Origin of the sequence: Rhizobium laguerreae (assembly GCF_002008165.1) — a bacterium.
GTDB classification, from domain to species: domain Bacteria; phylum Pseudomonadota; class Alphaproteobacteria; order Rhizobiales; family Rhizobiaceae; genus Rhizobium; species Rhizobium laguerreae.
On record NZ_MRDM01000010.1, the window covers coordinates 622,109 to 642,090 of the forward strand.

The 19,982-nt window shown below is 60.7% G+C and carries 17 protein-coding genes; 11 read left to right on the plus strand and 6 right to left on the minus strand.

From position 1 onward, the window contains the following. Window positions 1-8 precede the first annotated feature (8 nt). Window positions 9-452 (minus strand): MarR family winged helix-turn-helix transcriptional regulator, encoded by a 444-nt coding sequence (locus BS630_RS11580; protein ID WP_077977506.1) that lies wholly within the window; start codon window positions 450-452, stop codon window positions 9-11. Window positions 453-567: 115 nt separating this feature from the next. Between BS630_RS11580 and BS630_RS11585 the strand changes: the two genes are divergently transcribed. Further along, window positions 568-972 (plus strand): GFA family protein, encoded by a 405-nt coding sequence (locus BS630_RS11585; protein ID WP_077977507.1) that lies wholly within the window; start codon window positions 568-570, stop codon window positions 970-972. Between the two features lie 61 nt (window positions 973-1,033). Then, window positions 1,034-1,477: a YybH family protein gene (locus BS630_RS11590; RefSeq protein WP_077977508.1), complete on the plus strand. Its 444-nt coding sequence runs from the start codon at window positions 1,034-1,036 to the stop codon at window positions 1,475-1,477. Between the two features lie 6 nt (window positions 1,478-1,483). Here BS630_RS11590 and BS630_RS11595 read toward each other — a convergent pair whose 3' ends face one another. Next, the gene (locus tag BS630_RS11595) at window positions 1,484-2,686 is read right to left on the minus strand and encodes an MFS transporter (RefSeq protein WP_077977509.1); all 1,203 of its coding nucleotides are present in this window, start codon (window positions 2,684-2,686) and stop codon (window positions 1,484-1,486) included. Window positions 2,687-2,823: 137 nt separating this feature from the next. Here BS630_RS11595 and BS630_RS11600 point away from each other — a divergent pair, with 137 nt between their 5' ends. After that, window positions 2,824-3,381 carry a TetR/AcrR family transcriptional regulator gene (locus BS630_RS11600; RefSeq protein ID WP_077977510.1) on the plus strand — a complete coding sequence of 186 codons (558 nt, stop codon included), beginning with the start codon at window positions 2,824-2,826 and terminating at the stop codon, window positions 3,379-3,381. Between the two features lie 110 nt (window positions 3,382-3,491). Here the strand turns inward: BS630_RS11600 and BS630_RS11605 are convergent, their stop codons facing one another. Beyond that, complete coding sequence (locus BS630_RS11605) at window positions 3,492-7,007, minus strand: PAS domain-containing hybrid sensor histidine kinase/response regulator (protein WP_077977511.1); 3,516 nt, start codon at window positions 7,005-7,007, stop codon at window positions 3,492-3,494. A 207-nt stretch (window positions 7,008-7,214) separates the two neighbouring features. Between BS630_RS11605 and mscL the strand changes: the two genes are divergently transcribed. The 5 genes from mscL to BS630_RS11630 all read left to right on the plus strand — a co-directional run bounded on the left by mscL (window position 7,215) and on the right by BS630_RS11630 (window position 13,368). After that, window positions 7,215-7,652, plus strand: coding sequence for a large conductance mechanosensitive channel protein MscL (gene mscL / locus BS630_RS11610; protein WP_017958900.1), 438 nt, complete (start codon window positions 7,215-7,217; stop codon window positions 7,650-7,652). A 111-nt stretch (window positions 7,653-7,763) separates the two neighbouring features. Further along, window positions 7,764-8,930: a pyridoxal phosphate-dependent aminotransferase gene (locus BS630_RS11615; RefSeq protein ID WP_077977512.1), complete on the plus strand. Its 1,167-nt coding sequence runs from the start codon at window positions 7,764-7,766 to the stop codon at window positions 8,928-8,930. 197 nt (window positions 8,931-9,127) lie between these two features. Next, the gene (galE, locus tag BS630_RS11620) at window positions 9,128-10,162 is read left to right on the plus strand and encodes a UDP-glucose 4-epimerase GalE (RefSeq protein ID WP_077977726.1); all 1,035 of its coding nucleotides are present in this window, start codon (window positions 9,128-9,130) and stop codon (window positions 10,160-10,162) included. A 108-nt stretch (window positions 10,163-10,270) separates the two neighbouring features. After that, entirely contained in the window at window positions 10,271-12,232 is a 1,962-nt protein-coding gene (locus BS630_RS11625) for a putative bifunctional diguanylate cyclase/phosphodiesterase (RefSeq protein ID WP_077977513.1), read from the plus strand. Between the two features lie 83 nt (window positions 12,233-12,315). After that, window positions 12,316-13,368: an enoyl-CoA hydratase/isomerase family protein gene (locus tag BS630_RS11630; protein WP_077977514.1), complete on the plus strand. Its 1,053-nt coding sequence runs from the start codon at window positions 12,316-12,318 to the stop codon at window positions 13,366-13,368. 11 nt (window positions 13,369-13,379) lie between these two features. Here BS630_RS11630 and BS630_RS11635 read toward each other — a convergent pair whose 3' ends face one another. Further along, window positions 13,380-15,437: an ATP-dependent helicase gene (locus BS630_RS11635; protein ID WP_077977515.1), complete on the minus strand. Its 2,058-nt coding sequence runs from the start codon at window positions 15,435-15,437 to the stop codon at window positions 13,380-13,382. Between the two features lie 107 nt (window positions 15,438-15,544). Further along, window positions 15,545-15,811, minus strand: a complete 267-nt coding sequence (locus tag BS630_RS11640) for a hypothetical protein (protein WP_077977727.1) — start codon at window positions 15,809-15,811, stop codon at window positions 15,545-15,547. 181 nt (window positions 15,812-15,992) lie between these two features. On the opposite strand from BS630_RS11640, the gene BS630_RS11645 reads away from it, so the two are divergent. Next, window positions 15,993-16,253, plus strand: a complete 261-nt coding sequence (locus tag BS630_RS11645) for a BON domain-containing protein (RefSeq protein WP_077977516.1) — start codon at window positions 15,993-15,995, stop codon at window positions 16,251-16,253. A 115-nt stretch (window positions 16,254-16,368) separates the two neighbouring features. Beyond that, a complete protein-coding gene (locus BS630_RS11650; protein ID WP_077977517.1) occupies window positions 16,369-16,632 on the plus strand; it encodes a hypothetical protein in 264 nt (87 codons plus the stop codon). Window positions 16,633-16,872: 240 nt separating this feature from the next. Here the strand turns inward: BS630_RS11650 and BS630_RS11655 are convergent, their stop codons facing one another. Beyond that, window positions 16,873-17,115, minus strand: a complete 243-nt coding sequence (locus tag BS630_RS11655) for a DUF982 domain-containing protein (protein ID WP_077977518.1) — start codon at window positions 17,113-17,115, stop codon at window positions 16,873-16,875. 278 nt (window positions 17,116-17,393) lie between these two features. Here BS630_RS11655 and BS630_RS11660 point away from each other — a divergent pair, with 278 nt between their 5' ends. Next, complete coding sequence (locus BS630_RS11660) at window positions 17,394-19,901, plus strand: tetratricopeptide repeat protein (protein WP_158081402.1); 2,508 nt, start codon at window positions 17,394-17,396, stop codon at window positions 19,899-19,901. Window positions 19,902-19,982 lie beyond the last annotated feature (81 nt).

Sequence of the window (19,982 nt, forward strand, 5' to 3'; positions counted from 1 at the left end):
TAAGTCCCTCAACCGCCTACCGCCTCGCCACCATCCAGCATCTCCATGACCCGCGTCATCACCACCCGCGCCGCATCGAGTTCGGCTGAGGTAAACGCCGCGCCCAGCCCATCGGCCCATCCGGCTTGGGCGATCTCGATGACGCCGAGCCGCGCCGCTCCTTCTTCCGTCAGCCGCACCAGCTTGGCGCGCTGGTGCAGCGGGTTGTCGGCATAGGCGATCAGCCCTTCGCTTTCCAGCACGTCGGCAAGCCGCTGCACGCCCTGGCGGGCGAGGCCGAGCGCGCGGGCGATCTGCGCCACCGACGTGCCGCCGCGTCGTGCCGCGGCCAACACCTGCCAGCGCGCGCTGGTTTGTCCCGCCGGCTTTGCCAACTGGTCGCCGGCGGCCGTCAGGTGGCCGGCGAGGCGGAGAGCGGTGATCGCGAATGCGGAGAACGCATCCCCCTCCATCGTCCGCTCCGGTCGATTTTGTTTGACAACATGTTGTCGATTTTGTATCTCATCCATAATGACAACATATTGTCATATGCGGAGACTGAAGGCAACGCCGGAGGAGGAGATCGCCATGAGGAAGACTTACAAGGGAAGCTGCCATTGCGGCAAAGTGCATTACGAGGTGGACATGGACCTCCAGGAGGGCACCGGCCGCTGCAATTGTTCGATCTGCGCCAAGCGCCGCTATTGGGGCGCCAACGTCAAGCCGGAGGATTTCCGGCTGATGTGCGACCAGGCGGAAACGTCCGACTATCAGTTCAACACCATGAGCGGTCATCACCGCTCCTGCCGCACCTGCGGTGTATCATCCTATGGCGACGGTTATGTCGAAGCGATCGGCGGCGCCTATGTCTCGATCAACATCGCCTGCCTTGACGATATCACCCCTGAGGAACTGGCAGCACTGCCGGTCCGTTACTCCGACGGCAGGCACGATGCCTGGTGGAACGAACCGACGGTGACGAGTTATCTCTAATCGATGTCGGATCCTCGTCCTCCCCTTCGTCCTCTGTCCATAACGGAAAAGGAGAACGATCGTGAAAGACGAAGCGAATGCCAGGATCGACGAAGAGGCGATCATCGCCATGTTGATGATGCGCGCCAAGGCGCTGGGCGAAAAGAACGCCAAGGACGTGCTTTCCTACGAAACCGAGGATGAGATCGAATTTTCGCTAGCGCCGCCGCTGGTCGGCATTGGCAAGGATGAGGCGAGCCTGCAGGCTTGGTTCGATACCTGGGAAGGCCCGATCGGCGGCGATGTACGTGATGCCAAACTGACCGTCGGCGAGGATGTCGCTTTCTGGAGCGGCCTCACGCGCATGACCGGGACCAAGACCGACGGCGCCGCCGTCGATCTGTGGTTCCGCCAGACCCTCGGCCTCGTCAAGCAGGATGGCCGATGGCTGGTTGCCCACCAGCACGCCTCGGTGCCCTTCGCCATGGATGGCAGCGGCCGGGCGCTACTCGATCTCAAACCGTGAAGACTGTCAGGCAGCACTCCCCGCGACCTTCCGCCGGTCGGCGCGAATGCTCACCAATCCGACGCCCATCAAAAGCAGGATCGCCGTCGCATAGATATCCGTCGTCAATGCGTAACCGGCCGACTTTGCCAGAAATCCGGCCAGGATCGCCGGCAGGCTGAAGGCGAGGTAGCTCTGGACATAGAAGGCCGACAGCAGCCCGGCCCGCTCGTCCGGTTTGGCGAGCGGCATGATGGTGCCGATCGAACCCAGGAAATTGGTGCCGAAACCGGCGCCGGTGAAAATCGTGCCGATTAGCAGCAGCGGTACATTGGCGAGATGCACGCCGGCAACGACGGTCAGGATGCCGAGCGCCTTGGCCGACACGCCGAAAGTGAGATTGGCCGATGCCGTCTTGCCGCGCCTGAGATAGACGGCGATTGCCCCACTCACCATCAGTGCGGTAACGACGGCCCCGCCGGTCAGTGGCGCCCGGCTGCCGGTCGTGCTGGCGACCAAGGACGGGACCAGCGAGAGATAAAAGCCAGCAAGCGTCCAGTTGGCGATATTGATCGGGGTCACCAGAAAGAGCGGCCGCTTCACCTGCTTGGGAATGGTGACCCGCGGTATCAGCGAGCCGAGAGCGCCCGGCCGCGTGCCGCCGGTCTCGCCTGTCAGCCAGATGCCGGCCGCCTGCAGCGTGAAGGCGACAAACAACAGCGCATAGACCAGATGCATCGGGAAGGGGCCGTATTGGATCAGGGCGCTGGTGCCGACCGCACCCACCGCCATGCCGCAAAGCGGCGCGATCGAATTGACGATCTGTCCCTTTGCCCGGTCGACATCGACGAGCGCCGCTCCGATCGAGGCGCCGGCGATCCCCGTTGCCAGCCCCTGCACGATCCGCGCCACGATCAGCCAGGCGGGACCGCTTGCAACGACGAAGAGGCCCATGGCGACGATTTCGAGCACGAGGGCGAAAAAGATCACCGGCTTGCGGCCGAGGTGATCCGAGATCGAACCGGCAATCAGCAGCGCCGCCAGCAGAGCGAAGGCGTAGACTGCGAAGATCACCGTGATCATCACCGGCGAGACGGAGAAGTTTTCCTGATAGATCCGGTAGAGCGGCGTCGGCGCCGCCGAGGCGCCGAAGAAGGTCGCAAGCGTCAGCGCATGAAAGCCGATCGAGGGGCGCGGTGAATTCTTGGTGGATTTGGCTGCGGCGAACATATATAAGCCCCTTAAAGCTAAGCCGTTGCTTTAGCCTATGTAGAGCCGGCATTTCGTAAAAGCAGATTATTTGCGTTAATAGGTATGTCAAAGATTTTGAACCATCGGTGGCAAGGAGAGAAAGTCGGGTTGCAAACGTGACAGTGAAAGAGAATCTCCGTCCGGGCGGCAGAAGCGCCCGGGTTCAGGCATCGGTACACAAGGCGGTCCGTGAGCTGATGGCCGAGATGAGCCGCGCCGACGTGACGATCCCGCTGATTGCCGGCAAGGCGGGGGTAACGCCGTCGACCATCTATCGCCGCTGGGGCGACCTGCAGGAGCTTCTCGCCGATGTCGCCGTCGATCGGCTGCGGCCGGATATGGAGCCGATCGATGCCGGTAGCGGCAAGGCCGATCTCGAAGCCTGGGCCGAGCAATATGCCGAGGAAATGTCCTCCGGGCCGGGCCGAGAGATGATCCGCGACGTGCTGGCGGCGCAGGCGGGCGCGAACGCCTGCAAATGCGCTGAATTTACCCGCCAGCAGATCGGCGTCATCGCCGAGAGGGCAAAGGTCCGCGGCGAGGTCTTTCCGGATGTCGAGCGCGTCATGGACCAAGTCGTGGCGCCGATTATATACCGCATCCTGTTTGGCGACGTGCCGGCGACAAGGCGCGTGCGTGATCTGGTTGCGCGTGTCATGAGCGCAACGGACTAGAGCAATCCCAGCAAAAGTGCGTAGCGGTTTTGCGTCCGGAATTGCGTGAAAACAAGAAGATAGAGCATCTCCGTGTTTCGGAGAAAACGGAAATGCTCTAAGTTTTTGTGTTACTCCGCGGCGGCGCGCTTGAGGCCGGAAATCTGGGTGATATAGGCGCGCAGCGCCGCCGGCCGCACCGGCTTGTGCTGGACGGCGATGCCGTATCGCTCGGCCTCGCTGCGCACCTCCGGCGTGCGGTCTGCCGTGATCAGCAAAGCGGGGATATCGGCGCCGAACCGCCGGCGCAGATGCAGGATCGCGGCAATTCCGGTGCCGTCGCCGAGATGATAATCGGCGATGACGATGTCAGGTGATCCCTCCCGGCCATCGAGGGCGGTGACGTCGGCGAGGCAATTGAGCGACTCCACCTCGCAGCCCCAGCCGCTGATCAAGAGCCGCATGCCTTCGAGGATCTTCGGCTCGTTGTCGATGCAGAGGATCTTCAGCCCGCTGAGCGGCTGGCCGGGGCGGTCGGCGGGCGCAATCGCTGCTGCAGCCGCGGCCGTGCGCGACACGTCGAGCGGCATGGCAATGCGGAATTCCGTGCCCTTGCCATGCGTCGACTGCAGCTCGACCGGATGGTTGAGCACGCGGGCGATGCGGTCGACGATCGACAGGCCGAGCCCGAGGCCGGAGGCGGTTTTCGCGCCTTCGTCCAGCCGCGCAAATTCCTTGAACACAGTGCGGAATTTCGACGGCGGGATGCCGATGCCGGAATCGATCACCTGGATGATCACCTGGTTGCCGCGCCGCCGCGCCCCGACCAGCACCTTGCCGGTGATCGTGTATTTGATGGCGTTGGAGACCAGGTTCTGCACCAGCCGGCGCAGCAGATTGGGATCGGAGCGGACGCGTAGCGACGTCGGCATGACCACCAGCTTCAGCCGCTTTTCACGGGCGATCGGCGCAAAATCGGTCTGGATACGCTCCAAGAGGTCGGATAGCGCGACGGAGGCGAGCCGCGGCCGCATGGCGCCGGTATCGAGCCTGGATATATCGAGCACCGCGCCGAGAATGGTCTCGACCGATTCCAGCGCGGAATCGATGTTGCGCACGATCGGGCTGTTCTCGGATTGCGCCATGCGCTCGACCAATGCCGAGGAATAGAGCCGGGCGGCATTGAGCGGCTGCAGGATATCGTGGCCGGCGGCGGCGAAAAAGCGTGTCTTGCCGATATTCGCCTCGTCGGCGGCGGCGCGCGCCTCGCCGAGTTCGCGGTTGACGCGGGTAAGCTCTGCCGTACGTTCGGCAACGCGCTGCTCCAGCGTCTCATTCGCCTGTTTCAGCGCTTTGTCGGCGCTGACGCGTTGGGTGATGTCGGTGAAGGTGGCGACGATGCCCTTGTCGGGCATGGCATTGGAGCGCACCTCGATGATCCGCTCGCCGCCGCCGAGCACCAGCGAAAAAGGTTTGTCGAGCGTCAGGAAATGCCGCACCGTCTGCTGCAGATCGCCGGGCGGGATGTCGCCTCGCTGGCTGAGCGTCGTGACGATCTCGGACAGGGGAAAGCCGACCTGGCCGGCATTCTCGGGCAGATCCAGCAGTTGCCGGAAGCGCCGGTTCCAGATCGTCAGCCGGTTGGAGCTGTCGAAGACGGCAATGCCCTGGTCCATCTGCGACAGCGCGGTCTGCAGCATGTCCTGGTTATATTGCAGCGCCTCGCTTGCCTGATCGAGCAGCCAGGCGGTGTCGGAGGAGGCATCCTCGATCTTCTGCAGGATCAACGACAGCACCAGCCGGGCTGAGGACGAGCCGATGGCACTGCCGAGCAGCTGTTCGCTGAAGTGGATGAGCGCCATGTCGGCCGGCTGCTCGTCTTCGAGCTTGCGGCCGGAACTTTGTTCGTAGGTCGTGAGCGAGCGCTGCATGCGCTCTTCGCCGAGATAGCGCGAGATCGCTGCCTTGAGATCGCCGACGCTGATGCGGGTCTTCCAGCCGCGCGTGGCAAATTGCGAACGCGAATGCCGCTTGACGAAGATGCCGGCCTGAATGCGCTCCAGCGGCTTGGCGTTGCGGGTGAGCGAGCCGACGACGAAGAAGGCGCTGTTGACCATCAGGCTCATCGCCGTCGCATTGACCAGCGGATCGGCGTCGGGCGCGGTGAACAGCGTGGTCCCGGGAAAGATGAAGCCGAGCACGGCGCTCGCCACATAGGAATAATCGGGGCCGCCGAGCGAGGGCAGGAACAGCAGGTAGATCCAGATGACGAAGCCGGAGGTCAGCCCGAGGATCGCGCCGCGCGCATTCGCCCGCCGCCAGATCAGCCCGCCGAACAGCGCTGGGGCGATTTGCGCGATCGCGGCAAAGGAAAGAAGGCCGATCGAGGCAAGGCCGGCGGTGCTGTCGGTCGAGCGGTAATAGGCATAACCGAACAGCAGCACGGCGAAAATGGCGCTGCGGCGGATGTTGAGCAGCGTCTTGGCGAAATTGTCGCGCTGGCCGGCGCGGCCGGCGAGTTTGCGCCTGAGGAAGATCGGCATGATGATGTCGTTCGACACCATGATCGACAGTGCGACGGAATCGACGATGACCATCGCCGTTGCGGCGGAGAAACCGCCGATGAAGATGATCAGCGAAATGACGGGCATCTGGCCGGCAAGCGGCAGCGACAGCATGTAGAAATCGGCATTGCCGGTGCCGCCGAAGGTCAAGAGTCCGCCGATTGCCACCGGCAGCACGAAGAGATTGATGGCGATGAGATAGGTGGGAAACAGGAAACCTGCGAGTTTCAGCTGTTTCGGAGTTCGGTTTTCGACAACCGTCACATGGAATTGCCGCGGCAGCAGGATAATCGCAAAGGCCGACAAGATGATCAGGGTGATCCAGCGGCTGATCGGCGTATGGTAGCTGAGCGCCGACATGACCAGCTCGTTGTCGACGGTCTTGCGCCAGAGATCAGTCGGACCGTCGAACAGAAACCAGACGACGCAGACGCCGGCTGTCAGGAAGGCGACGAGCTTGACCACTGATTCCATAGAGACGGCGAGGATCAGGCCATCCTGATGCTCCGTCGCATCCGTATGCCGCGTGCCGAACATGATGGCGAAACAGGCAAGCACCAGCGTCGCGGCGAGCGGCAGGTCGAGGAAATAGAGATTGCCGCTGCCTATGCCGTAATCGGACGGATTGACCATGGCGCTGACGGTGCTCGAGATCGCCTTGAGCTGCAGCGCGATATAAGGAATGGCGCCGATCAGCGAGATCAGTGCGACGATCGTGGCGACCGTCGGGTTCTTGCCGTAGCGCGCCGCGACGAAATCGGCGACCGAGGTGAGCTTCTCCGCCTTGGCGAGCTCGATGATGCGGCGAAGCAGCGGCATGCCGAGCGTGAAGACCAGGATCGGGCCGATATAGATGCCGGCAAATTCAAGGCCGCGCTGCGCCGCAAGCCCGACGCTGCCGAAATAGGTCCAGGAGGTGCAGTAGATCGCGAGGCTCAGCGCATAGACCACCGGCCATCCGCCCAGCGTGCCCGGGCCGAGCGTGCCCTGGCCGCGGTTCTTGCGGTCGCCATAGCTTGCCACGGCGAAAAGCAGAAGCAGATAGCCGAAGGCAGACGCGAATATGACCCAGCCTGGAAGCATTGACCCTCCGCCGGCGGAAACCCGCCGGGACCTCCCGCAACGCGGGTCAGCTTAAGTCATTTCAGGCACTTTGAAAATTGCTGGCCATCTAGGCCTTAAGTCAAAGACCGCGGGGGAGGTATTGCCGAATAATTGCGATTGCCGATTGATTAATTGCAATGAAGATGTAGCTAATTAACACAATTGTATCAAAGGGAGACGGATCCGATGCTCAATGAGTTCAAGGCCTTTATCGCCCGTGGCAATGTCATGGATCTTGCAGTCGGCGTCATCATCGGCGGCGCCTTTGGCGGCATCGTCAAATCTTTGGTGGATGACCTTATTATGCCGATCGTCGGCGCCATTTTCGGCGGCTTCGATTTTTCGAATTACTTCCTCCCACTCTCGTCGGCCGTCAACGCGCAGTCGCTCGCCGCCGCCCGCGAGCAGGGAGCGGTGTTTGCCTATGGCAGCTTCCTCACCGTGCTCATCAACTTTCTCATTCTCGCCTGGATCATCTTTCTGATGGTCAAGGGCGTGAACACCCTGCGTGCCCAGGTCGAGCGCCAGGAAAAGGCGGCACCGGAGGAGCTGCCAGCGCCGCCGGCAGACGTTCAGCTGCTGACGGAAATCCGCGATCTTCTCGCCACGCGCCCGACGGCTTGATCCCGTCCGCTTCGGCCGGGCTTATTCATCACCAAAATCGATATGCCATCACTGGATGTCATGGGATTTGCCGGCGCAAATCCGCTATGAAGGCGGAAACCGGAGATATGCATGTCGATTGTCAGCAGCCTCAGCCCGCGCGCCCTGGCGGCGCCCGAAAGCGGGATCGTCGAACTCGTCAACTATGCCCGTGGCCGCGAAGGCCTGCTGCCGCTCTGGGTGGGTGAGGGCGATCTGCCGACGCCTGAATTCATCAGCAGAGCGGCGATGGATGCGCTTGCCGCCGGCGAGACCTTTTACACCTGGCAGCGCGGCATTCCGGAGCTTCGCCAGGCGCTTTCCGATTATTACAACAGACATTTCGAAATCCGGCTTCCGGTCGAGCATTTCTACGTCACCGGCTCCGGCATGCAGGCGATCCAGATCGCCGTGCAGGCGCTGACCTCGCCCGGCGACGAACTGGTTTACCTCTCGCCTTCCTGGCCGAACATTGCCGCCGCCCTCGAGATAGCAGGTGCGCGTTCGCTCAGTGTCGAGCTGCAGTTTGAAGGTGGCAAATGGGCGGTCGATCTTGGCCGCATCGAAACCGCGATCACCCCGAAGACCAAGGGCATATTCATCAACACGCCGTCGAACCCGACGGGCTGGACGGCAACGAAGCAGGATCTTGGCGATATCCTGGCGCTTGCCCGCAAGCATGACCTCTGGATCCTGGCAGATGAAATCTACGCCCGCTATTATTTTGCCGGCGGCCGCGCGCCCTCTTTCCTCGATGTGATGGACGAGGGTGACAAGATCATCTTCGTCAATTCCTTCTCGAAGAACTGGTCGATGACCGGCTGGCGCGTCGGCTGGATCGTCGCGCCCCCTGAAATGGGCCAGGTGCTCGAAAACCTCATTCAGTATTCGACATCGGGGGTGGCGCAGTTCATGCAGAAGGGCGCTGTCGCAGCCCTTGATCAAGGCGACGATTTCGTCGCTGCCAATATTGCCAAGGCGGCCCGCTCCCGCGATATCCTCTGCGATGCGCTAATTGCCACGAACCGCGTCGAGACGCTGAAACCGGATGGCGCGATCTATGCTTTCCTGAAGATCGACGGCGTCGCCGACAGCCGCAAGGCAGCGCTCGACATCGTCGACAAGACAGGCGTCGGGCTTGCACCCGGAACAGCCTTCGGACCGGGCGGCGAACTCTTCCTGCGCGCCTGCTTCCTACGTGACCCCACGCAGGTTGCGGTCGCGGCCGAGCGCCTCTGCAACTATATCCTCAAGCTCTGAGAAGCGTCGGCCAAGCCGATTTTGTGCCGAAATCGCCGGATCGATAAAACTCTAGCAAAGCCCGAAATCGGCCTCTAACCACGACTCCAAACATACCCGTTCAAAGGCCTTCCAAAGGCCGTGCGATAAGAAAATTGGAAAGAAAAACCGGCGCCTGATGCCCCTGCTTCTAAAAAACGAAAGCAGGGATGCGGGACATGGCGGTTTTGGTGACGGGCGGGGCCGGTTATATCGGCAGTCACATGGTTTGGGCGCTGCTGGATGCAGGCGAGGATGTGGTCGTGCTCGACCGTCTCTCCACAGGCTTTCGCTGGGCCGTGGCGCCGGCGGCGCGCTTCTATCTCGGCGACGTTGCCGATCCCGATATTTTGAAAAAGGTCTTCATCGAAAACGACATAGAGGCGATCATCCATTTCGCCGGCTCCGCCGTCGTCCCGGTCTCGGTCGCCGATCCGCTCTCCTACTACGACAACAATTCCGGCAAGACCCGGGCGCTGCTGAGCGCTTCGGTCAAGGCCGGTATCCGCAACTTCGTCTTCTCCTCGACGGCGGCCGTCTACGGCCAGCAAAAGACCGACCTGCCGGTGAAGGAGACGGCCCCCCTCAACCCGGAAAATCCTTACGGCCAGTCGAAGCTGATGACCGAGTTCATGCTGCGCGACGCCGCCGCCGCCTATGATTTCAACTATGTCGCGCTTCGCTACTTCAACGTCGCCGGCGCCGACCCGCACCACCGCGCCGGCCAGTCGACCTCAGGCGCCACGCACCTCATCAAGGTCGCCTGCGAGGCAGCGCTCGGCAGGCGCGACAGCGTCAATGTCTACGGCATCGATTATCCCACCCATGACGGCACCGGCGTGCGCGACTACATCCATGTCAGCGATCTTGTCGATGCGCATCTGAAAGCGCTGCAGCACCTGCGCAGGGATAAGGGTTCACTCGTTGCCAATTGCGGTTATGGCAGCGGCTATTCCGTGCTCGACGTGCTGAACATGGTCACCCGCCTGCACGGACATTCCTTCAAGATCCACATGGCGCCGCGGCGCGCCGGCGATTCGGCAAGCGTCGTCGCCGACGCTTCCCTCGCCCGGCAGGTGCTCGACTGGAAGCCCAAATACGATTCGCTGGAAACCATCGTCCAGAGCTCGCTCGATTGGGAACTGTTCCTTTCGAACAAGAATGTCGACGACCTGCACAGCATCCACCGGGCACTCGCCGCCGCGTCCTTCTGATCCAGGAACCCGTTTATCATCCCCGCGCCCGCGGGGGCCGCATGCCGTCACGTGAATAAGGAAAAATCAAGCTTTCTCTGGCTGGCTCTGGCCAACGGAAAAGAGAAGATGAAGAACTTTCTGGCCTCATTGCAGCTGCAAAAAGACAATCCGACGCTTCTGCTGGCGCAGTTCAGGGCCCTGTCGTCGCAGATTCCCATTCTCTATGTCCTGTTGGTCATCAACGCCCTTGCGGTGGCGATCACCCACCTCAAATCCGCGCCCCTTTGGCTCTCGCTCTACATTCCCGTGGCCTTGAGCGTCGTCTGTGTCTTCCGTCTCTGCTGGTGGGAGATCCGGGGCAAGGAAAACGTCACCGCCGAGCGGGCCTACAGGCTGATGAAGCTCACGATATCAGGGGCCGGCATCCTGGCCGTCGCTTTCGGCAGCTGGGCGATCGCGCTTTACCAATATGGCGACGCTTCCCAGCAGGGCCAGATCGCCTATTTCCTCGTCGTGACGGGCATTTCCTGCATCTTTTGCCTGATGCACCTGCCGATGGCGGCGGCGCTCACCACGGTCATCACCTTCTCGGCCATGGTCGCGACCTTCTTGTTCTCAGGCAATCCCGTTTTCGTGGCGACGGCCATCAGCGGCCTCTTCCTGATCCTGCCCTTCCTCAGGGTGATCAACAGCTATTTCCAGAATTTCGTCGGTCTCGTGCAATTGACCGAGGAGCTGAAGAAGAAGCAGGCGGAGGCCGAGGAACTGAACCTCGTCAACAGCCGCAATGCGCTGCATGACCAGCTGACCGGCCTTGCCAATCGCCGCAGCTTCTTTCTCTCGCTGGAAAAACGGCTGCAGAAGGATCCGTCCTCGCCGCCCGTCCTCGGCATTCTCGATCTCGACGGCTTCAAGCCTGTTAACGACGTCTTCGGCCATGCCGCCGGCGACCTCGTGCTCAAGGAGACGGCGCGCCGCTTCGTCGCGCTGGTCGGCGAAGAGGGCATCGTCTCCCGTCTCGGCGGCGATGAGTTCGGGATCATCTTCCCCTGTTCGATGACACGCAAGGCGATCGCCGATCTCGGCCTGGCGCTCTGTGCGGCCGTCCGCGACCCTTTCGAAATTCCCGACGGCTCGGTCCGCGTTTTCGGCTCCTGCGGCATCGTCTATCCCGATATCGGCACTTACGCCGCCGAGGATCTCTACGAGAAGGCGGATTTCGCCCTCTACCAGGTCAAGAGCAAGCGCAGCAGCGGCGTCGAATTCTTCTCGGCCGAGCACGAGAAGATCCTGACGCAGCGCTACCTGATCGAACTCGAGCTGCAGGCGAATGATTTCGCCAAGGAATTGAAACTCGAGTATCAGCCGATCGTCGAGCTGAAGAGCGGCCGCGTCGTCGCCTACGAGGCGCTCGCCCGCTGGGACAGCGCCCGCTTCGGCCGCATCAGTCCAGACGCCTTCATTCCGGCGGCCGAGCGCACGGCCGTCATCGGCCGCATGACGCGCATCCTTTTCGCCAAGGCGCTCGAAGCGCTGGCGATCATTCCACGGCATCTCAGGCTGTCCTTCAATCTCTCGGCGCGCGATATCTGCGACCACGAGACCTCGATGGCGCTGCTGGCCATGATCACCCGCTCCGGCATTGATCCGAAGCGCATCGAATTCGAGATTACCGAGACCGCATTGCTCTCCGATTTCGACACCGCCGACCAGGTGATCACTATGCTGCGCGCTGCCGGCATCTCGATCGCGCTCGACGATTTCGGCACCGGCTATTCGAGCCTCAGCCATATTCATCGTCTCGGCTTCGACAAGCTGAAGATCGACAAGTCCTTCGTGGTGAATTTCGATCGTGACGCCCGTTGCATGAACATCACCCGCTCGGTCGCCAATCTCTGCCAGAATCTCGGCATTGCCTCCGTCGCCGAAGGCATCGAAAGCGAAGAGATCGCCGAGGGATTGAAGGCGATGGGCGTTCGTCTGGCGCAGGGCTATCATTTCTCGCGGCCGCTGCCGCTCGAACTTGCCATCGATTACGCCGCCCGGTGCGAGGCCGATGCCTCCGCCCGTAATTCGCTGTCTGCCTGAACGATCGATCTCGATCCGCCGCAAATCGACTGGAGTGATGCTTCACCGTCGTCTATTCATGGTCTCAACAGATGAGGTGGACCATGCAAGACGGCGAAGTCATCATTGAGCGGCGAGGGACTGCTGCTATCATCCGCCTCAACCGGCCGCGGGCGCTGAACAGCCTGACCCTGCCGATGATCCGGGCGATCACTGCGGCCCTTCACGACTTTGCCGGTGATCCCGAGTTGGCGAGCGTCGTGGCGACGGGAGAGGGCGAACGCGGCTTCTGTGCCGGCGGCGATATCCGCGCCCTGCATGAGAGCGCCCGCGCCGGCGATGGCCTGGCGGCAAGCTTCTGGCGTGAGGAGTTCCGCCTCAACCATATGATTGCCGCCTATCCCAAACCCTATGTCGCGCTGATGGACGGCATCACCATGGGCGGCGGCGTCGGCCTGTCGTCGCATGGCCGCCACCGCATCGTCACCGAGCGCACGCGGCTTGCCATGCCCGAAACCGGCATCGGCTATGTCCCGGATGTCGGCGCCACCTGGCTGCTGCCGCGTGGCCCCGGCGAGGCTGGAACATGGCTCGGCCTGACGGGGCTCGATATCGGCGCTGCCGACGCGATCCACGCTCGCCTTGCCGACCTTCAGATCGCTTCGTCGCGGCTGGGCGAAGTGAGCGATGCTCTCTCGGCGCTGCCGCGCGCCAGCACGTCGAGCGATGTTGATGCCGTGTTACAAGCTCTTGCGGAGCCCGCGGGAGAAGGTCGGCTGCGGCAGAACGCGGCGGTGATTGATCGCACATTCCGTTTCTACAGCGTCGAGGAAATCCTGGCAGCACTCGCCGAGGAGGAAGGCGAATTCGCCGCTGAGACGCGCCGGGTGATGCTGACGCGTTCGCCGACCAGCCTGAAGCTCGCTTTGCGGCTGCTCAGAGCCGGCCGCCGCAGCGCCTCGCTTGCCGAATGCCTCGGCCGTGAACTCGGCGCCTGTCTGCAGATGCTGGATAATCCGGATTTCTTCGAGGGCATCCGCGCTGCCGTCATCGACAAGGATCGCAATCCGCAATGGTCGCCGGCATCAGTCGAGGCTGTGGAGGTGGCTAGGGTCGAGCAATTCCTAAAACCGGCCGAGCCGCCGCTTTCACTCTGAACGCTATCCAGTTATCGCCACATGCCGCGCATGCGGGCGCCGACATCGATGCGCACCTGCCGCGCCCGGGCTTGAGCTGCCTCCGATTTTCCCTGCGGCCAGTTGCAGGCCTCGAAGAACTGCAGCAGGGTGGCCGGAATGAAGCGGCTTCGTGAGGCATAGACGTGCCGGTCGCCCTGCGAATTCTGCCCATAGGTGAAAAAGCGTTGCGGCACGACGAGGTCAAGACCATCCCGGGCGCGCGTCATCGCCACATAGAGCAGCCGACGTTCCTCCTCGATTTCGGCGGTGGTGCCGACGGCGAGATCGCTCGGTATGCAGCCGTCGACGACGTTCAGCATGAAGACCTTCGTCCATTCCTGGCCCTTGGCGGAATGGATGGTCGACAGGATGAGATAGTCTTCGTCGAGAAGCGGCACGCCCGCCTGGTCGCTGGTCGCATCCGGCGGATCGAGGGTGAGTTCGGTGAGGAAACGCTCGCGCGAGGCATAACCGCTAGCGATCTGCTCGAGTTGCAGCAGATCGGCCTGCCGCGTCGTCGCGTCCTCATGAAGCCGCTCCAGATGCGGCGCATACCATTGCCGCGCCAGACCGATCTCCGCCGGCCAGCCTGCCTTGCCGGACTTCATCTCCTGCAGCATGGCAACGAAATCAGTCCAGTCCTCGCCGGAGCGCGGCGGCGCCGGCATGGCGGCAAGAGCAGAGATCGGGCTGGCGTCTTCGGCCATCAGGTCGAGTGCCTTTTGCGCCGTCGACGGCCCAACGCCCGGCAGGATCTGCATCAGCCGGAAGCCCGCCACCCGGTCGCGCGGGTTCTGCGCGAAGCGAAGGGCGGCCAGCATGTCCTTCACATGTGCGCTGTCGAGGAACTTCAACCCGCCGAACTTGACGAAGGGAATGTTGCGCCGGGTCAATTCGACCTCCAGCGGCCCGCTGTGATGCGAGGTGCGGAAGAGCACGGCCTGCTGCTTGAGCGTGAGGCCTTCCTCGCGATTGTCGAGAACCATGTCGGTGATGTAGCGCGCCTGCTCGGCCTCGTCGCGCACAGTGACGAGGCGCGGCCGCTCGGAGGATTGCCGCTCGGTCCAGAGGTTCTTGGTGAAGCGCTCCGAGGCGAGATCGATGACGGCGTTGGCGGCCGCGAGGATCGGCTGCGTCGAGCGGTAGTTGCGGTCGAGCGTGACGATATTGGCGGCCGGGCTGAAGGCGGCGGGAAAATCGAGGATGTTGCGCACCGTCGCGGCGCGGAAGGAATAGATCGACTGCGCGTCGTCGCCGACGACGGTCAGCCCCTGGCCGCCGGGCTTCAGCGCCAGCAGGATCGAGGCCTGCAGCCGGTTGGTGTCCTGATATTCGTCGACCAGCACATGGTCGAAGCGGCTGCCGATATCCTCGGCAATCATCGCTTCGCCAACCATCTGCGCCCAGTAGAGCAGCAGATCGTCGTAATCGAGCACGTTCTGGCTCTGCTTGGCCTCGACATAACAGGCGAAAAGTTCGCGCAGCTGTTTCTCCCACGTCGCGCACCAGGGAAAGACGTCGCGCAGCACGAGGTCGAGCGCGGTTTCCGAATTCACCGCCCTGGAATAGATGGCAAGGCAGGTGCCCTTTGTGGGAAAACGGCTTTCCGTCTTCGAGAAACCGAGGTCGTGCCGGATCAGGTTCATCAGATCGGCACTGTCTTCGCGGTCGTGGATGGTAAACCCAGGATCGAGACCGATCTGCTCCGCATAATCGCGCAACAGCCGGGCGCCGATGCCGTGGAAGGTGCCGGACCAGGAAAGCGCATCCGCCATGACGCCGGCATTCGAACCAAGCACGTCGCGGCAGATGCGCTCGACACGCCGCGCCATCTCGGCTGCTGCCCGACGCGAAAAGGTCATCAGCAGGATGCGGCGGGGATCAGCGCCTTTGACGATGAGATGGGCGACGCGATGCGCCAAGGTATTCGTCTTGCCCGAGCCGGCGCCGGCAATGACCAGCAGCGGCCCGGCAATATGGCTGCCGTCGATGAGCGTGCCGTGCTCGACGGCCATGCGCTGCTGCGGATTGAGCTTTTCGAGATACATCCAGCCGTCCGGTTGGGCTCCCGCAGAATCACTGCGGAAAGATTAGATGTTCCTTGAATGTTCGCGATTGCGGCCTCTGTCAAGCGCTGCGGCGCGCGAGCAACATCTCAGTCGGGGAAATCCGGACCGATCTCGCGCCGCACCAGCTTCAGGCTGCGGTCGGGCTGAAGGATATAGGTTTCCTCCACGCGCTGGCCCGTCCCGTTGTAGAACTGGTTGTAGACGGCGCTGCCGACCGGCGACTTGGTGAGCTTCGTTCGCGGCTGGCCGCCATACGTAATGCTGCCGGGAATGGGTTCCAGCGCTGGCGCATCGGCCGTGGAGCAGCCGGCAAGCATTGCCCCGGCAAACAAGGCGGACAGAAGCGCTTTCATCGTCGTCATCCCTCTTTCGACTGCAGCCAGATATGGAAGTCGCGACGTCTTTCGCCAAGGGTCGTCCATGCCAGGGTCCATAGGAAGCGCTCTCGAATAGGCTCCTCCATGCGTGGCGCACCGCAACGAAATGCCTCGCCGCGGGTTAACCGATATCAACTGACATCAGGAGACGGTCACTGTGCTCGGCTTTGCAGCATTCACGAACTATGGCGAATCCGGCCGGCAGGATCACATCGACGCGGCAACACGCGCCTCGGTGGAGTGCGCACTTCATGCGGCAGGCGATATCGAAGCCATAGACATCATCGTCACCACTTTAGGCTCATATGTCATCCTGGAAGGTTCCGTGCGCCGGCGGGGTGATGTCGAGCGGGCGATGGAGATCGCAGAGAGCGTCGTCGGACGAGGCTATGTGCGCAGCCGCCTGCTGCGACGCTGAAGTCGAAAGATCGGATGCTGCGCCGGCCCTGTGCTCAACTGTCCTTGCAATGCATAAAGGGAACCAAGTGCTCTCCCGCGTGTTGAAATGCCGGACCTAAACGCTGGAGACTCCCATGCAGCTGCTTCCTCGCCTCTGGGCAACGACCTTGATAGTGGGTTGCGGTGTCCTTGCCGGCTCCGCCCATGCCTCGCTCGAAACCGGCACGGATTATTCCGCTTTGCCGAAGGACCAGATCGCCCTCAACGAATATACCGGGACCGTCGCCTGCGAGCCGGTAGAGCCGCACTATCTCCCCTCCTTCATCCGCGCGGCGGACGGCACGATCATCGGCGTCGGTTATGTCGAGATCGAGAATGAGAGCGGCGCGGATTGCTGAACAAAGGCGGTCCTGCTCGGACGAGGCTCGCCTGCGCTTCCGCAGAGGTGACGAGCCTCTAACCATCATCATGATGGCTGGTCGTCTTCTATTGATGCAACTGTAGCAGGCGCAACGCCCTTTGCAACAAAACCCGGCGTGCACTTGTTGCAGGGTTAAACCAAAATTAAAGCATTGTTCTATTCCGGCACGCCAACGCGCCCAGAAGGCGAAAATCGCCCGAAATTCCTTGCCGAACTGCTAATGCAGCTTCAGCTTCGCCTCTTCGGCTGCCGCCAAGAACTCGGCTCTTGCTTCTTCCAAACTCTTGCGCCCATCGAGCGCCGCCCGGCAGGCGCTGCGTGCCTTGATGTAACGAAGCCCGCGCATACTCGGCCAGAGATCCGCCAGGCATTTCAGCGCATCGAACGGCCCATTGACCGTTCGTGCATCGGCACCTTCGAAACCGACCGTGACCGGGCTGTTCCATCTTTCAGTTGCCATCGATACTCCTCCACTATTGTCGACAGAAACAAGGGTGCAGCATCTCCCGGTTCCTCCGGGGAGACTTTGCGATAGTTAATATTCTAGCGCGATTTTTGCCGTCAGCAATGGTGGATCGGTTGATGACGGTGAGGGCGAAATGTCTACCTTAGCGCAGAGGCATCACTGTAGACCCAAATCAATGGCTGATAAACCTGTGATTTAATGAAGATAATAGTGTTTACAGCCCTTGGTAGGCGGTTAGTATGTTCGAGGAATCACTCATGGGGAGGGGTATGATGGCTAGCTATCAGCGGATCGCGCTGTTCGTTTTTTTTGATTCTATCGAGCAGGATTTAGTGCTTCGCCTGCGTTCGATTCTGCAGGCAAAAGATTCCATCCTAACCCCCGACGAAAGAGAGAAGACGCTCGGCCGACTAAAGGAGAATGATCTCGCCCGCGAGGGTCTCACGGATTTCGACCTACTGCACCGGTTGGATATAGGGGACAAGTACTCCGTATTGCTTCGGAGCAAGGCGCTTCTATCAGACGCCGAGCGAAAGCACTATCAGAGTAAACACTCGGCTTTCATCTCCTGCATTGCCGTCCGGAATGCAGTGATGCACGGCCGCCCGCTGACGATCGAAGAATACTCACGCTCCTTTGCGCTAGCCAGCGATCTTATAAAAAGCCCCTCTTATTGGCCAAGCCTCTCAGCTGCTTTCAATAAGTACAACAGGGATCCCCACTCAATTGGCAATCTTGCCATTTCGTTTATCGAGACAGCGGACAGCGCGGAAGTTTTTCATAATCTTCCGGTGCCGGATTATGATGACACGGGTTTCTTCCCGCGTCCGCAGTTGGAAGCCGAGCTCAAGAAAAAGATCCTCAGCAGACATCCGGTAGTTACCGTCCTCGGCGACGGTGGAAATGGCAAAACCGCAATCACACTTCAAACGTTGTACGGACTCATCAACTCGAACGATCACCCTTTCGATGCGATCGTTTGGGTTTCGGCCAAGTCGTCACGATTGACGGTTGGTGAAATAGAACGGATCGAAAATGCGATAACGACCTCCCTTGCCCTCTTTAGTGAGGTTGCATCGGTCTTCGAACCGGGGGCGGCAAATCCACTCGAGCGAGTTCGCCTGCTCCTAGAAAATAACAAAATTCTTCTTGCGATCGACAACCTCGAAACGGTTCTGGATGAGTCGATAACATCTTTTGCGACAGACGTTCCGGGCGAAAGCAAGGTCGTGTTCACGTCGCGCATTCCTCTTGGTGCCGACCTCACCATGCATGTCGGGGCATTTTCCGACTCCGAGGCGTTGAGCTATTTGCGCAGCCTGCTCAATACCTACGGGATCGAAAGCCTAAAGGGGCACTCCAACGAGGAATTGAAGCATTTTGCCTCGCGGCTTGGAAACAAGCCATTGCTGATCAAATGGTTTTGTCTCGGAGTGATGGCAGGCCTTTCCCCGCATTCCATCGTCAAGAATCCCGAGATTGCACTTCGGTTCTGCATGGAAAACATATACGAGGCACTGTCGCCAAACGCGCAACGGGTGCTCTCGATTATGGCTACTCTTCCCCGTGCCGCATCACAGGCAGTTGTTCAACACGTTGCGTCCCTCGAAGCCACGACGATCGAAGCAGGAATCGCTGAGTTGCTGCAGTATTCGCTTATCGAGCGGACGACTGAAAATATGCATGAAACGAGCTATCAGATTCGACCGTTTGCCAGATCATACATCATTCGCGTATTGGATCTCAGCCCACAAGACAGCAATTCAATCATCTCCAAGTACAAGTCCGTCTCATCGACCTTCCAGTCCGAGCAGGGAGCGGCACATCGAGATCGCTATAGTATTCGGTCATTCACCGTTCGTTCGCCATCAGAGGCGCTTGCCGTCCAAAAACTTCGGAAAGCAGCTGTTCTTGCCAAAGAGCGTTTTTTTGAAGAAGCCATTACGCTTCTGGAAGACGCTAAAATCTCTAATCCCGAATACTTCGAGGTCTATCGCGCCGAAGCTTTCGTCTATTTTCGGCAGTCGGATTTCGCCAGGGCCAAACTAAGCTATGAGGCTGCGGTGGAACTGGCAGGCGATCAGCCTCAAATCTTTTATTTCTTCGGCGGCTTCCTTTTGCGTGCATACGATGATTTCGACGGCGCTCAGGAAGCGTTTGGGAGGGCATTAGAGCTAGACCCCAGCTCCAATGAGATCCAGAGAGAGCTAGCGCGCACGAACATCTATGCACACCGATTTGAGCAGGCTCATAAGCTATTGGCAGAAGCTCAGGAAAGAGGTGTGCGGAACTCACGGGAAGCAACAATTCTCACTGATCTCCGTATCCAAGCCTACACCCGAAATTTGGAGTACCTATTGGCGCGAAGCCTCCACCCCGAGGTCGCCTCGATCGTATGCGAATACAATGCCTTCATGCGTACAGTGAAACGGGAGACTTTGGATCCGACTATGATCGGCCACTTGTTCTCATCGCTTGCGACTATAAGAAAGATCGAGCGCACGGTAGATAAGGCCGAAGCTTCAGCTCTCGCAGACAGCATATCGGCCCTCCTGCCGGCCCTGGATGGGCAGGGATCTGTTGGCCGTCTAAAAGAAAACGGCAGGAAACCCACATTCGGCTTTCTGGCCGATCCATTTGGCACAGAAACCTACGTTGCCAGGTCGGCCGTCGGCGACGTTCTGTGGGAGGCAATGTGTGAGGGGAACCCTGTTAGATACCAAGTAACACGCAGGGCCGACGGAAAGACCCAGGCCGAAAATATTGTATTGTCGGATTGACGGAAACGTGGCGTCAAATCACCACCGGCCCAAAAGTCAGAACGATAGCGAATGGACTGTACGGATTTTTGCGGCGATTCG